Genomic DNA, 14,270 nt, shown 5'->3' on the forward strand with positions numbered 1-14,270 from the left:
CGATCTTGTTTTCAACCTCGTATTCGCGTCGGGTCACCACCGAAATCCATTCGATGTCAGATGCTTTGACGGCCACGCAAATGGCGCTGGCGCGTGAACAGAAACTGACCGATCTGGGCGGTGTCGTCGCTGCGGCTGCGCATGAACTGGGCACACCGCTTGCCACGATCAAGCTCGCCAGCACAGAGCTACTGCACGAACTGCAAGAAAACCCGGAACTTGCAGAAGACGCCGCGTTGATCCGTGATCAGGCGGATCGTTGTCGGGACATTCTGCGCGATATGGGACGCGTCGGCAAAGACGATTTGCACCTGCGTCAGGCACCCTTGATGGCCGTTTTAGAGGAAGCCGCCGAACCCCATCGGGCACGGGGCAAAACCATCGAATTTTCGACAGAAAATTTGGGCGGCGCGGCAGATCAACCCGAAGTATTGCGTAAACCCGAGATTATTCACGGCCTACGTAACCTTGTCCAGAACGCTGTCGACTTTGCGCAGACGACCGTTTGGGTTGATGCAAACTGGACCGATGATCACATTTCCGTACGCATTTTTGACGATGGCAAAGGGTTCCCGCCACATCTGCTGGGGCGCATTGGTGATCCGTTCATGCGCAGACGGCGAGGCGGGCGACCTTCGACACAAAGACCCGGTTACGAGGGGATGGGGCTTGGTCTTTTCATCGCAAAAACACTGCTTGAACGTTCAGGTGCCGAACTGCGCTTTGCGAACGGGTCCGATACTGTGACAGGCCAACATGGTGCTGTGGTCGAGGTGATTTGGCCGCGCCGCAAGCTTGATCCGCAAAACGGTGAACCGCGAACAGCATTGGGGGAAAACACGCCGATCAAAGCGTGAATTGCCCGCAAAACCCTGCTGCACCCATCTTCAGTTAATCAAAGGTTAAGGTTTTGCTCTCTAAGCTGGTGTCAACTTTTAAAGGAGACCGGCTTTGATCTCTTATTTTGATGTCCTTATTGTCGTTCTTGCCACGTTAACCAGCGGCACTTTGGGCTATCTTTGGCTAAGATCGCCAGCTGTGGAACCAACTCAGGATCACTCTTCTGCTGCAGATATCTGTTATCTTTTTGATGACGGCATCCTTCAACATGCGACCGAAGCGGCGGATAGTTTTCTGGCGCTTGAACCCGGATTTCACGACTGGTCCGATTTACACAAGAAAGTCAGCGACCGATTTGCAGATTTCCCAGAAACGCTGGAAACCGTTGGTACCGGCAGTGTGACATTTGCCGCAAACGATGGAAACGCGCCCAAACAGATCACGATCACATGGCAAAGCGGGCTGTGCCGTGTCAGGCTTTTGGCAAATACTGAGAAAAGTAAAATCACCGAAACCACTGAACAGGCGTTGGTCCAACGTCTGACAACTAGCCTTGATTTTCCCATCTGGCACACAGATCAAAACGGAAAGCTGCTTTGGTCCAACGAGGCGCATCAAAAGCTTCGCGCGGCAGTCGGCTCTGCCAATCAAGACGAACAGCCGCTGTTTGGCGACCAGACGCCTTCACCCTCAGGTCGGGTCTTTCTGCAAGATGCAGAGTCCGGCGAGACAGACTGGTATGAACTCAACCATACCGAACAAGATGGCGTGATTTGCCATCAGGCCATCTGTATCAATTCATTGGTTCAGGCCGAAGAAGCCCAGCGCAAGTTCGTACAGACGCTGACCAAAACCTTTGCGCAACTGTCCATCGGGCTGGCTATTTTCGACCGTAACAGCCAGCTTGTGCTGTTCAACCCCGCCTTGATTGACCTGACCGGCCTGCGCGCAGAGTTTTTGAGCGCGCGCCCGACCGTTCAGACTTTTTTCGACAAGCTGCGCGAAACCCGAAAAATGCCCGAACCGAAAAGCTATTCCAGCTGGCGCACCGCCATCACCGAAATGATCCGCGCCGCGCATGACGGCCGCTACGAAGAAACCTGGTCCCTTGATTCCGGCCAAACCTATAACGTCAAAGGGCGCCCCCATCCGGACGGCGCCACGGCATTTCTGATCGAAGACATCAGCGCCGAAGTCAGCCTGACCCGCAATTTCCGTGCGGAGCTTGAGTTGGGTCAATCCATGCTGGACACGCTTGATGACGGCATCGCTGTATTCTCGGCCTCGGGCATTCTGACGTTTTCGAATTCAGCCTATCAGGATCTTTGGAAAGTCGATCACGAAACCAGCTTTGCCGATGTCACCGTCCATGACGCCATTCAAGACTGGAAACGCAAATGCGCGCCCTACCTGATGTGGAATGAAATCGAAGATTTCATTCGCGATTTCGGTGATCGCAAAACATGGAATACGCCATTGTATCTGGCCGACGGGACGCAATTGAACTGCATTATCTCGCCGATTGTTGCGGGTGCCACCTTGATCCGGTTTGATATTGTTACAAACGCCGTCTTGTCCTCTGATCAAATCAACGTGGTTGACGCCAATCTAGTCCCCTGAAACATCGGTTTTGCCTTGCAGCGGACCAACACGCGCACGTACCTTGTGCGCATGTCATCGCAAACCCTCACCCTTTCCTTGCTTAGTCCTGAACAGACCACCCAAACTGCGCGCGATCTGGGTGCCGTTTTAAAGGGCGGCGACACGATTCTGCTGACTGGCGATGTCGGTGCAGGTAAAACCCATTTCGCCCGGTCTTTGATTCAGTCATTGCTAACGACACCCGAAGACGTCCCGTCGCCCACATTCACGCTTGTTCAGACTTATGAAACACGGCTGGGTCAGATCTGGCATGCGGATCTATATCGTCTAAGCTCAAGCATCGAAGTCGAAGAACTTGGGCTGACCGATGCGTTTGATACCGCAATTTGTTTGGTCGAATGGCCTGACCGGCTTGGAACTCTGCGCCCTGACGATGCGCTTGATCTGACCTTCGAGACGACCGGCGACGACACCCGCCGCCTGACCGCCAAATGGAGCGCTGAAAAGTGGTCGGAAAAGCTGGGCGTACTGCGGACATGAAAAACCGGACAACAGCGCTTAATGATTTCATCACCGATGCAGGCTGGGGGCAAGCCACACGCAGTTTGCTGGCTGGTGACGCGTCGAACCGCAGGTATGACAGACTGACCCAAGCAAATGGCAGCACGGCTGTAGTGATGGACGCGCCCCCCGACAAGGGTGAGGACGTGCGACCTTTCGTGGAAATCGCCACCTATCTGACGGCACAGGGCCTAAGCGCGCCGCGCATTTTTGCCCAGAACGCGACCAACGGCTTTCTGTTAATCGAAGATCTTGGAGATGCGCTTTTTGCGCGGCTGATGGTTGACACCCCTCAGATGACCGGCCCGCTTTATACTGCTGCAACTGATTTGCTAATCGCCCTGCATGGGTCAGCCCCCCCCGATCTGCCGCTTTGCGATTCTGAATGGCTGAGCGATGCAACCGGTCTTGTGTTCGAATGGTTTGCGCAGGACCCCGACGCAATTGACCCGTTCAACGCGCTTTTTCGTCCCTTCGCCCAAAGTCTGGACAATGCACCCCGTGTCATGATCCTGCGGGATTTTCATGCCGAAAATTTGCTGTGGCTGCCAGATCGCACTGGCGTCGCGCGGGTCGGTTTGCTTGATTTTCAGGACGCGTTGCTGGGCCATCCGGCCTATGATCTGGTATCCATCCTGCAAGACGCCCGCCGCGATGTCGCCCCCGAGATCGAGGCCGAGATGATCGCGCATTACATCGGCAAAACCCATGCTGATGCCGACACCTTCCACCGCGCCTATTGTCTGCTGGGCTTGCAGCGCAATCTGCGCATTCTGGGCATATTCGCCCGACTGTGCCTGCGCGACGGCAAGGCGCATTACGTTGATCTGATCCCGCGGGTGTGGCGCTATGTGCAGCGCAATCTTGCGCATTCGGAGTTTGCTGAAATAGCAAAGTTTCTTGGCGACACCCTGCCCGACCCAACCCCCGCCTTCCTAAAGGACCTGAGATCCAAATGCGCGACACACCCAATGCCGTGATGATGTTTGCCGCGGGTTTCGGCACGCGGATGAAACATCTGACCCAAGATCAGCCTAAACCTATGATCCAAGTCGCGGGCCGTCCGTTGATTGATCATGCGCTTGATCTGGCGGAATCGATCGCACCAGACCGCATCGTCGTGAATCTGCATTACAAACCTGACCCCTTGCAGCGGCATCTGATGGGCCGTGATGTGCGCACGATCATTGAGGCACCCGATATTCTTGAAACCGGCGGCGGTCTGCGAAATGCCCTGCCAATGCTTGGCGAAGGTCCGGTCTTCACGATGAACACCGATGCGATCTGGGCGGGACCGAACCCACTTGCCCTGCTGCTTGATGCATGGGATCCGTTGAAAATGGACGCGTTGTTGATTGGCATTCCAGTGCCGCAGGCTGTTGGTCATTCCGGAAACGGGGATTTCACAATGGCCGCTGATGGCCAGCTGACACGCGGGCCGGGTGTCATTTATGGCGGCGTTCAGATCATCAAAACGTCCTTGTTAGAGACGATCCCCAAGCGTGTTTTCTCGTTGAACCTGCTTTGGGATCAGATGTTGGACCAACGGCGCATCTATGGGCTGGCCTACACCGGACATTGGTGCGATGTCGGCCATCCCCAAGGGATCACACTGGCCGAAGACATGCTAAGGACCCACAGTGTTTGATCAGACAAAGACCCCGCGCGTCTATGGCTTGGCCCCCGGCATTGATTTTCCACAGGAACTTGTCACCGGCTTGGTTGCGCGCCTGAAAGGGCAGTCGCCTTTGGCCATTGGGCAAATTGATCTGGTCGTCAACACCCGCCGCATGCAGCGACGCCTGCGCGAAATTTTCGACGCAGGTCCCGCCAGCCTGTTGCCGCGCATCCATATGATCGACAACCTTGATACGTTGGCCACGGGCATCGCCCTACCCCGTCCCAGTCCCGCGCTGCGCCGCAGGCTTGAACTGATCACGCTGGTGTCGAAACTGCTGGACCAAGCCCCCGAACTGGCCCCGCGTGCATCGCTTTATGACTTGTCCGACAGTCTGGCCGGATTGATCGACGAAATGCAGGGCGAAGGCGTCCCCGTCGAGGCGATCACAAATCTCGATGTCAGCGATCAATCCGGCCACTGGGAACGCGCCAAGCAGTTTCTGGACATTGCGCACCGCTATCTGGGGGAAAGCGTCACGCGCCCGGACCCGCGTGCGCGCCAGCGGCAGATCGTTGCGCAGATGATCGCAGGTTGGGCCGAAACGCCGCCGCAACATCCGATTATCGTTGCAGGTTCAACAGGGTCGCGCGGCACGTCCGCGATGCTGATGCAAGCGGTTGCCGGATTGCCCCAAGGTGCCGTGATCTTGCCCGGGTTTGATTTCGATATGCCGACCGCGGTTTGGGCCGATATGGGAGAGGCGCAAGAACAGTTGTCTCAGGACCATCCCCAATACCGTTTCCGCCATTTCGTGCGCGCTCTTGATCTGTCGCGCAGCACAATTGAACCTTGGACCACACGTGAACCGCCATCGCCAGAACGCAACGCCCTTGTATCGTTGTCGTTGCGCCCTGCCCCCGTCACCCATGTCTGGCTGACCGAGGGGCCGAAACTGCCCGATCTGGCAAAGGCAACACAGGACCTGACCCTGATCCAGGCGCCCACCCCCCGCGCCGAAGCATTGGCCATCGCGTTGCGCCTGCGTCAAGCGGTCGAAGACGGGCAGACCGCTGCGCTGATCACGCCTGACCGGATGTTGTCCCGGCAGGTCACATCCGCGTTGGATCGGTGGAATATTCTGCCCGATGATAGTGCCGGTATGCCCTTGCATCTGTCCCCTCCGGGTCGGTTCCTGCGCCATGTGGCCGATCTGTTTGTGCGCAAGCTGGATTCAGAAGCGTTGTTGACCCTGCTCAAACATCCGCTGACCCATAGCGGTGGCGACCGGAACATTCACCAGCTCAACACCCAGCGGCTTGAGCTGCAAGTCCGCCGCGATGGTCTCCCTTATCCTGATGCCGACGGGGTGCTGCGACTTTCGCAAAAAACAGTCTCCAGATCAAAGAAACCTAACCAAATGGACGCTTGGGCCATATGGGTCGGGGCACATTTCGCTGGTATCGAGACCGGGCAAGACAAACCGCTTGAGGATTGGGTCGCAGATCACCTTGCTGTGGCGACCGCAATTGCCGATGGATCAAACCCCGTCGAAGAAAGCGCGCTTTGGCTTCGTAAATCGGGCGAAGAGGCCCGTACCGTGATGGCCAACCTGACCGAAAACGCCCCGTTTGGTGGCGAAATGTCAGCGTCGGATTACGCCGATCTGGTCAGTGCCCTGCTGCAACAAGGCGAAATCCGCGACAGCGACACACCCCATCCCGGCGTCATGATCTGGGGCACGATGGAGGCGCGCGTGCAAGGTGCCGATCTGATTATCATGGGCGGCCTGAACGACAGCACGTGGCCCGAGGCACCGCCGCCCGACCCTTGGCTGAACCGGCAGATGCGGGTGCAAGCGGGTTTGCTGCTGCCCGAACGGCGCATTGGCCTGTCGGCGCACGATTATCAACAATCCATCGCCGCCCCCGAGGTTTGCCTGACCCGCGCGATCCGGTCTGATGAAGCGGAAACCGTACCGTCCCGCTGGCTGAACCGCTTGGGCAATTTGCTGAACGGCTTGCCAGAACAAGGCGGCGATGAGGCGTGGAAAACAATGATTAAACGCGGCGATCACTGGCTGCATCAGGCGCGTGCGATGGAGGCCGTCGATCGGGTGGAATCTGCTATTCGCCCCTCTCCCCGGCCACCGCGCGCCGCGCGCCCCCACGCCCTGTCGGTGACCGAGATAAAGCGCCTGATCCGCGATCCCTATGCCGTCTATGCCAAGCACAGCCTGAAACTGCGCGCGCTGAACCCGTTGGTACAATCGCCAGACGCACCTGTGCGCGGCATCATCGTCCACGAGATCATGGAAAACTTCATAAAATCTGTCACCGCTGACCCTGCAAAACTGACGAAATCCCATTTGCTAGACACTGCATCCGCGGTTTTGGAAGCTGAAGCCCCATGGCCCGCCGCCCGTATCATGTGGCTAACCAAACTTGAACGTATCGCGGATTGGTTCATTGAAAACGAGATTAGGCGCCAAAGCTATTCCAGCCCCGCCGCCTTTGAAAAAGCCGCGAAAGGAAGTCATATCTTTCCCGATCTTGGCTTTACCCTGACCGGATATGCCGACCGGATCGACCGCACGGATGACGGTGATATCCTGATTTATGACTATAAAACCGGTGCGCCCCCCAGCAAACCCGAACAAAAAGCGTTCGACAAACAATTGCTGCTTGAGGCGGCGATGGTCGAAGAGGGCGGTTTCAAAGAAATCGGCGTCGCGACCGTGGCCCATGCGGCCTATATCGGGCTTGGCAGCAAACCTGTTGAACTTGCCGCGCCGCTGGAAGACGAACCGCCCCATGAGGTTCTAGCGAAACTGCATGCGCTGATCAGCAGCTATCTGTCTGATGAACAAGGGTTTACCGCGCGCCGCATGGTCAAGACGACAGATTTCGCGGGCGATTATGATCAGCTTGCACGGTTCGGCGAATGGGATGCCACCACTGACCCCACCCCCGAGGATCTGACATGACCGCCCCTTTTGACGATGCCACCCGCGCCCAGATTGATGCCGCGCGGCCGGATGCTTCGACGTGGTTGGGTGCCAATGCGGGGTCGGGCAAGACCCGTGTTCTGACAGACCGTGTGGCTCGTTTGCTGCTGAACGAAGTCGAACCGCAGCATATCTTGTGTTTGACCTATACCAAGGCCGCCGCCTCCGAGATGCAGAACCGCTTGTTCAAGCGGCTTGGGGCGTGGGCGATGCTGAAAGACGCTGATTTGCGCGCCTCGCTTGCCGAACTTGGCGTGACCGATGCGTTTACCCCCGAAAAGCTGCGCATGGCACGAACCTTGTTTGCCCGCGCGATTGAAACCCCGGGCGGGCTCAAAATTCAGACGATCCATTCGTTTTGTGCGTCTCTATTGAGGCGTTTTCCGTTAGAAGCAGGCGTCAGCCCCCAATTCACCGAGATCGAAGATCGCGCCGCCGATCTGTTGCGTGCCGAGATTGTGGACAACATGGCCGAAGGCCGCGACGCGGACCTCGTGACCGCCCTTGCGCGGCACTATACCGGAGAGGATTTCAGCAAACTGACCAACAGCATCGTCGGCCAGCGCGAAGGGTTTGCGCAGCCCATGACGCGGGACGATGCCTTGCTGCTGTTTGGTCAGCCTGCGGATCTGACCGAAGATACGGTCGCGTCATCGGTCTTTCTGGGGTCCGAACAGGCAATATTCGCCGAGATGATCCCGCCGATGATTGAAAAAGGCGGTTTGGACGGCAAAGCCGCAGTCAAGCTTCAGACGCTCGACAAGATGGACATCACTGCCCTGCCCGTTTTGGAGGATGTTTTCCTGACGGGTGCCAATGCCAAAGCCCCGTTTACCGCTAAAATCGGTGCCGTCCCCACCAAGCCGACGCAAAAGATTTTGTCCCATCTGATGGCACAGATCGACGATCTGATGGCGCGGGTGGAAAGCGCACGAGACGCGCGTTTGGCGTTGAAAGCTGCGCAAAAGACGCTGGTTCTGCATCAATTCGCAGGGTCTTTCCTAAAACGCTATGCGCTGGAAAAACAAAAACGCGGCTGGCTGGATTTTGATGATCTGATCTTGAAGGCCCGCAGTTTGCTGACCAATCCTGCCGTCGCGGCATGGGTTTTGTACCGAATTGACGGCGGCATAGATCATATCCTGGTGGACGAAGCCCAAGACACCAGCCCCCGCCAATGGGACGTGATCGAACGGCTTGCCGATGAATTCTATAGCGGCGATGGCGCGCGCGAAGATGATGCGCGGACGCTGTTTGTTGTGGGTGACAAAAAGCAGTCGATCTATTCTTTCCAAGGGGCCGATCCGCGCGAATTTGACCATAAGCAAGCTCTGTTCGAGCAGAAAATACTTGATGCCGGACAGATTTTTCAGCGGCGCAGTCTGGATTATTCCTTTCGGTCGTCCTCGGCCATTTTGCAGTTGGTCGATACCAGCTTTGCCCCCCATGCCAGCGCAGGGTTTCAGGCTGACACGACCCACAAGGCGTTCAAATCCGCCCTGCCCGGTCGCGTTGATCTGTGGCCCTTGGTCGCCAAATCAGAGGACGGGGATGAACGCGAATGGTCCGACCCCGTCGACCAGAAATCCGAACATCACCATAACGTCATTCTTGCAGAACAGATTGCCCGCCAGATCAAAACGCTGGTCGACGGCGACCACTACATCCCCGTTGACGGCGATACCGCTGGCAGTTTTGAACGCCGGCGCATTCGGGCGGGTGATTTCCTGATCCTTGTGCAGCGACGCAGCGATCTGTTTTCCGAAATCATTCGCGCCTGTAAAACCGCTGATTTGCCCATCGCCGGGGCGGACCGGCTGAAGGTCGGCGCGGAACTGGCGGTCAAAGATCTTGCCGCGCTGCTGTCCTTTCTTGCCACGCCCGAGGACAGCCTGTCGCTGGCAACTGCGCTAAAATCGCCGCTGTTTGGCTGGACCGAACAGATGCTGTTCAGCCTGTCGCATTACCGGACCGAAGATCATTTGTGGCAGGCGTTGCGCAACAGCAGTGAACATCCCGAAACCGTATCTATCTTGCGGGATTTGCGCGCGCAGGTCGATTATCTTCGCCCCTATGACCTGATCGAACGCATTCTGACCCGCCATAAAGGGCGGCGGAATTTTCTGGCGCGGCTGGGGCCAGAGGCCGAAGACGGTATCAACGCGATGCTGGCCCAAGCGCTGTCCTACGAGCGCGGCGCGATCCCCAGCTTGACCGGTTTTCTGGTCTGGATGCAGACCGATGATCTGGAAATCAAACGGCAGATCGACAATGCGTCAGACCAGATCAGGGTGATGACCGTGCATGGTGCAAAGGGGCTAGAGGCACCGATCGTGATCCTGCCCGATACCGGCAAGCGGACCCTCGTTATTCGTGACGAAATCATCAAGGTCGACGACACCCCCGTTTGGAAAATGTCTGACGCGGATATGCCAAGCGCCATGCGCGCGGCTTTGGATGCGCGCAAAGAACGCGAAATGAACGAACGCCTGCGCTTGCTTTATGTGGCGATGACACGCGCGGAAAAATGGCTGATCGTTGCTGCTGCAGGGGATTTGCCCAAAGACGAAAGCAGTTGGTATCAGATGGTCGGTGCCGCGATGGGTCAGGCTGGTGCGGCACCTATGGGTCAAACCGGTGTGCTGCGGTTCCAGCAAGGGGACTGGGACGGGCTGCCCATCCGCACCAAGGCGCAAGAACCCCGCATTTTCCCCGTGCTAGAGCCGATTTTTGACCAACCCATCAGCAGCATTCCCGAACGAGAAAAGACCACTTCCCCCTCTGATCTTGGTGGTGCCAAAGCGCTTGCCGGCGAAGAGGGCATGGCCGAAGACGCTGCGAAATCCTATGGCAACCTTGTGCACAGGATGCTGGAAACCCTGCCCCTGATGCAAAGCGACATGTGGGATAGCGTGCTGAAGACGCTGAGCGACGGCTATGATCCGCAGATCGCCAGAACCGCGCTGGACGAGGCGATTACCCTGATCGAAAACCCCGACATCCGGCACATCTTTGACCCCAGTGCGCTGGCAGAGGTGCCGATCACGGCGGCGATTGCTGGCAAACGCATTCACGGCACGATCGACAGGTTGCTTGTGACCGAAACCGAGGTCTTGGCCATCGACTACAAAACAAACCGCGTGGTGCCCCACACAGCGGATGCCTGCCCCGAAGGATTGCTGCGCCAGATGGGTGCCTATGCCGCGGCACTGCGCCAGGTTTTCCCCGATCACGACATCCGCACCGCGATACTTTGGACCCGGAATGCGACCTTGATGACCCTGCCCGATAGACTGATCACAAACGCCCTATCGCGCGCGCTCAACCTTGACGACGGTGCTGTGGCTACATAAGTTCGCACTCTAATCAATCGCTGTCAGGAGAGCACCATGGCCACCGTCGCAGTCACAGACGCAACATTCGACGCCGAAGTTAAGAATTCCGATATCCCCGTAGTTGTGGATTTCTGGGCAGAATGGTGCGGCCCATGCAAGCAGATCGGCCCCTCGCTTGAGGAGCTTTCGGCTGAAATGGACGGCAAGGTAAAGATCGTCAAAGTAAACGTTGATGAAAACCCCAACAGCCCGGCGCAAATGGGTGTTCGCGGTATTCCGGCACTGTTCATCTTTAAAAACGGCGAAGTCGTATCGAACATGGCAGGTGCCCGCCCTAAGGCAGCCCTGCAAAGCTGGATCGAAGAGTCGATCTAAGCCTTTGGCAACATGAGAAATTCAAAGGGCGTGTCGGAAACGATGCGCCCTTAGTCTATGGGCCAGCCAAAACGCCGAAACCGCGCTGTGATCTTGCCATAGACGTCATCACGCCCGGCATTGATGCTTTGATCTTGCCAGAACCAATAGAGATATCTTGCATACTCCGGCTTGGCCTTGGACACTTGGGCAAAGCTTTGCGCCAGATTGCCCATGTCGGCCTGTACCGCGATATGGTGAAAGTCGATCTTGCCGAACAACAGCGCGGGCTTGCCAAAGAAATAGCCCGCAAATGCGACGCTTGAGTTCTGCGTGACCACGTAATCACAGCCTTGCAGCAGCGGTATCATATCGCCCACATCGACGCGCAGCCGTTTGTGTTTGCGTTCAAGCGCCTCGAGTGCGGCGATTTCTGCATCAGAATAAATCTCGTTCGGGTGGATCGTTGCGATAACCTGACGCGACGGGTCATGGGCAAGGCAGTGTTCGATCATCTCAAGCGGGCTGCAAGACTGAAACGACCGGCGATCCCTTAACCGCCCTTGCAAAGGGACATAGATGAACCCCGCCCGCGAGGTCTGCATGGGCGCGTCCTGATACTGGCGTTTTTGCCAGAACGCGTAAAATTGTGCCGCGTCTTGTGCCGAAATCTGCGCCGGATCAAACGTGGATTTGGCGACATCCCATTCCCAACGTTCAGCCGAAGATTCTATTTGCCAAAACGGATATTCATAGACCCGCCGGAAGACGAGGCCGCGGTTGGTCGGCGGGGCCTTCATGTGGCTAAGCACATAGGTTTCGGCACTGCGGTCTGTATCGTTATGACCCCGATATGCGACCCTAAAGCTGGCAGATTCCAGCACCAACGCCATTTTGGCGATAAACGGATGGTCACCGGCTTGCGCAGCTTCGCGCAGTTCGGGCTCAAGCAGGAAATGAACGGTTGGATCTTGGGTCATAGGGCAAGGCTAACGGTGGCAAGACTTTGCCACAAGGGACCCTGCCCTTGTGGCGCGGCTTTGCTGCGGCCATATAGGAGGCAAGAAAAGGAGACCGCGCATGTCGAGCCAAGAATTCCCCGGATGGCACGGGACCACCATCATCGGTGTGAAAAAAGCCGGTGAAGTCGTCATCGCTGGCGATGGACAGGTCAGTCTGGGCCAAACCGTTATAAAAGGCACCGCGCGCAAGGTGCGCAGGCTTAGCCCTGGTGGGTTTGACGTGGTCGCTGGCTTTGCCGGATCGACGGCGGATGCGTTTACCTTGTTGGAACGCCTTGAGGCCAAGCTTGAAGCGACGCCAGGGCAGTTGGCCCGTGCGAGTGTCGAATTGGCCAAAGACTGGCGCACCGATAAATATCTGCAGAAACTCGAAGCGATGCTGATTGTCACTGATGGCACCGAACTGCTGGTGATAACCGGTGCCGGTGACGTGCTAGAGCCTGAACATGACGTGGCTGCCATCGGATCTGGTGGGAATTACGCGTTGGCCGCAGCCCGCGCCATGATGGACAGCGAACGAGATGCAGAAACCATTGCCCGTGACGCGATGAAAATCGCATCGGACATCTGTGTTTATACAAATGGCAACCTGACGGTGGAGAAAATCAAACAATGACCGATCTGACCCCCCGCGAAATCGTATCCGAACTTGATCGCTTTATCATCGGCCAGAACGACGCCAAACGCGCCGTTGCCGTGGCCCTGCGCAACCGCTGGCGCCGCAAGCAGCTGGGCGATGATCTGCGCGACGAGGTGTACCCCAAGAACATTCTGATGATCGGGCCCACAGGCGTCGGCAAGACAGAAATCAGCCGCCGATTAGCCAAACTGGCGCGCGCGCCTTTCCTCAAGGTCGAAGCGACCAAATTTACCGAAGTCGGTTATGTGGGCCGAGACGTTGAACAAATCATCCGTGATCTTGTTGACAGTGCCATCATGATGACCCGCGACCACATGCGTGAAGACGTCAAAGTCAGCGCTCATAAAGCTGCCGAAGAACGCGTGATTGACGCCATTGCCGGCGAAGATGCCCGCGAAGGCACCCGCGAAATGTTCCGCAAAAAGCTGAAAACCGGAGAGCTAGACGCGACGATGATCGACCTTGAGGTGTCTGATACATCGTCGCCTTTTCCCACCATGGATATCCCCGGGCAGCCCGGCGGTGGCATGGGCATGATGAACCTTGGCGATCTGTTCGGCAAAGCCATGGGCGGCCGCAAGGTCAAGAAACGGCTGACTGTCGCCGAAAGCTATGAGGTGTTGATCGGCGAAGAAGCGGACAAGCTGCTGGACGACGAAACCGTGAACCGTGCCGCAATTGACGCGGTTGAACAAAACGGCATCGTATTTCTGGATGAAATCGACAAGGTTTGCGCACGGTCCGATGCCCGCGGCGGCGACGTGTCCCGCGAGGGTGTGCAGCGCGATTTGCTGCCCTTGATCGAAGGCACCACCGTTTCGACCAAACACGGGCCGGTGAAGACTGACCATATTCTGTTCATCGCGTCGGGTGCCTTCCATATCGCCAAACCGTCCGATCTGCTGCCCGAATTGCAGGGCCGTTTGCCAATCCGCGTCGAACTGCGCGCCCTGACTGAAGGTGATTTCGTGCGTATTCTAACCGAAACCGACAACGCCCTGACCTTGCAATATACCGCCCTGATGGGCACCGAAGAGGTCGCGGTGTCCTTTACCGAAGACGGTATCAAAGCATTGGCCAAGATCGCCGCAGATGTGAACCAATCCATCGAAAACATCGGCGCCCGCAGGCTCTACACGGTGATGGAGCGTGTATTCGAAGAGCTATCCTTTACCGCGCCGGATCGCAGTGGGGAAAAAGTCGTTGTTGATGGCGACTTTGTCGAAAAGAACCTGGGCGAACTGACCAGATCAACCGATCTGTCGCGCTACGTGCTTTAACTCTTTTCTTT

General features: G+C 57.0%; 11 protein-coding genes. 10 read left to right on the forward strand and 1 reads right to left on the reverse strand.

Annotated elements, in window-relative coordinates; all coding sequences use genetic code 11:
* The 8 genes from ABYT07_RS02075 to trxA all read left to right on the forward strand — a co-directional run.
* Window positions 1-857, forward strand: an 857-nt coding sequence (locus ABYT07_RS02075) for an ActS/PrrB/RegB family redox-sensitive histidine kinase (protein ID WP_372989051.1), incomplete at its 5' end; no start/stop codon positions are given.
* 94 nt (window positions 858-951) lie between these two features.
* Entirely contained in the window at window positions 952-2,460 is a 1,509-nt protein-coding gene (locus ABYT07_RS02080) for a PAS-domain containing protein (protein WP_372989053.1), read from the forward strand.
* Between the two features lie 51 nt (window positions 2,461-2,511).
* Window positions 2,512-2,982, forward strand: coding sequence for a tRNA (adenosine(37)-N6)-threonylcarbamoyltransferase complex ATPase subunit type 1 TsaE (gene tsaE / locus ABYT07_RS02085; protein ID WP_372989054.1), 471 nt, complete (start codon window positions 2,512-2,514; stop codon window positions 2,980-2,982).
* The gene (locus ABYT07_RS02090; protein ID WP_372989055.1) at window positions 2,979-3,983 is read left to right on the forward strand and encodes an aminoglycoside phosphotransferase family protein; all 1,005 of its coding nucleotides are present in this window, start codon (window positions 2,979-2,981) and stop codon (window positions 3,981-3,983) included. Before tsaE ends, ABYT07_RS02090 begins: the two co-directional genes overlap by 4 nt.
* Window positions 3,959-4,651, forward strand: coding sequence for a nucleotidyltransferase family protein (locus ABYT07_RS02095; RefSeq protein ID WP_372989056.1), 693 nt, complete (start codon window positions 3,959-3,961; stop codon window positions 4,649-4,651). Before ABYT07_RS02090 ends, ABYT07_RS02095 begins: the two co-directional genes overlap by 25 nt.
* Window positions 4,644-7,607 (forward strand): double-strand break repair protein AddB, encoded by a 2,964-nt coding sequence (gene addB / locus ABYT07_RS02100; RefSeq protein ID WP_372989057.1) that lies wholly within the window; start codon window positions 4,644-4,646, stop codon window positions 7,605-7,607. The genes ABYT07_RS02095 and addB overlap by 8 nt, the downstream gene beginning before the upstream one ends.
* Window positions 7,604-10,981: a double-strand break repair helicase AddA gene (gene addA / locus ABYT07_RS02105; RefSeq protein ID WP_372989058.1), complete on the forward strand. Its 3,378-nt coding sequence runs from the start codon at window positions 7,604-7,606 to the stop codon at window positions 10,979-10,981. Before addB ends, addA begins: the two co-directional genes overlap by 4 nt.
* A 36-nt stretch (window positions 10,982-11,017) precedes the next feature.
* Complete coding sequence (gene trxA / locus ABYT07_RS02110) at window positions 11,018-11,338, forward strand: thioredoxin (RefSeq protein ID WP_372989059.1); 321 nt, start codon at window positions 11,018-11,020, stop codon at window positions 11,336-11,338.
* 50 nt (window positions 11,339-11,388) lie between these two features.
* Here trxA and ABYT07_RS02115 read toward each other — a convergent pair whose 3' ends face one another.
* Entirely contained in the window at window positions 11,389-12,297 is a 909-nt protein-coding gene (locus tag ABYT07_RS02115; protein ID WP_372989060.1) for a hypothetical protein, read from the reverse strand.
* A gap of 100 nt (window positions 12,298-12,397) precedes the next feature.
* Between ABYT07_RS02115 and hslV the strand changes: the two genes are divergently transcribed.
* Both hslV and hslU read left to right on the forward strand, forming a co-directional pair.
* Entirely contained in the window at window positions 12,398-12,955 is a 558-nt protein-coding gene (gene hslV, locus ABYT07_RS02120; RefSeq protein ID WP_372989061.1) for an ATP-dependent protease subunit HslV, read from the forward strand.
* Complete coding sequence (gene hslU / locus ABYT07_RS02125; RefSeq protein ID WP_372989062.1) at window positions 12,952-14,259, forward strand: ATP-dependent protease ATPase subunit HslU; 1,308 nt, start codon at window positions 12,952-12,954, stop codon at window positions 14,257-14,259. Before hslV ends, hslU begins: the two co-directional genes overlap by 4 nt.
* Window positions 14,260-14,270 lie beyond the last annotated feature (11 nt).

Source organism: Sulfitobacter sp., assembly GCF_041552635.1.
Taxonomy (GTDB): Bacteria; Pseudomonadota; Alphaproteobacteria; order Rhodobacterales; family Rhodobacteraceae; genus Sulfitobacter.

Excerpts from the sequence above, each read along its gene's own strand:
- trxA (WP_372989059.1), top strand. The coding sequence starts at position 11,018 with ATGGCCACCGTCGCAGTCACAGACGCAACATTCGACGCCGAAGTTAAG.
- hslV (WP_372989061.1), top strand. The coding sequence starts at position 12,398 with ATGTCGAGCCAAGAATTCCCCGGATGGCACGGGACCACCATCATCGGT.
- addA (WP_372989058.1), top strand. The coding sequence starts at position 7,604 with ATGACCGCCCCTTTTGACGATGCCACCCGCGCCCAGATTGATGCCGCG.
- ABYT07_RS02115 (WP_372989060.1), bottom strand. The coding sequence starts at position 12,297 with ATGACCCAAGATCCAACCGTTCATTTCCTGCTTGAGCCCGAACTGCGC.
- ABYT07_RS02095 (WP_372989056.1), top strand. The coding sequence starts at position 3,959 with ATGCGCGACACACCCAATGCCGTGATGATGTTTGCCGCGGGTTTCGGC.
- ABYT07_RS02090 (WP_372989055.1), top strand. The coding sequence starts at position 2,979 with ATGAAAAACCGGACAACAGCGCTTAATGATTTCATCACCGATGCAGGC.
- tsaE (WP_372989054.1), top strand. The coding sequence starts at position 2,512 with ATGTCATCGCAAACCCTCACCCTTTCCTTGCTTAGTCCTGAACAGACC.
- hslU (WP_372989062.1), top strand. The coding sequence starts at position 12,952 with ATGACCGATCTGACCCCCCGCGAAATCGTATCCGAACTTGATCGCTTT.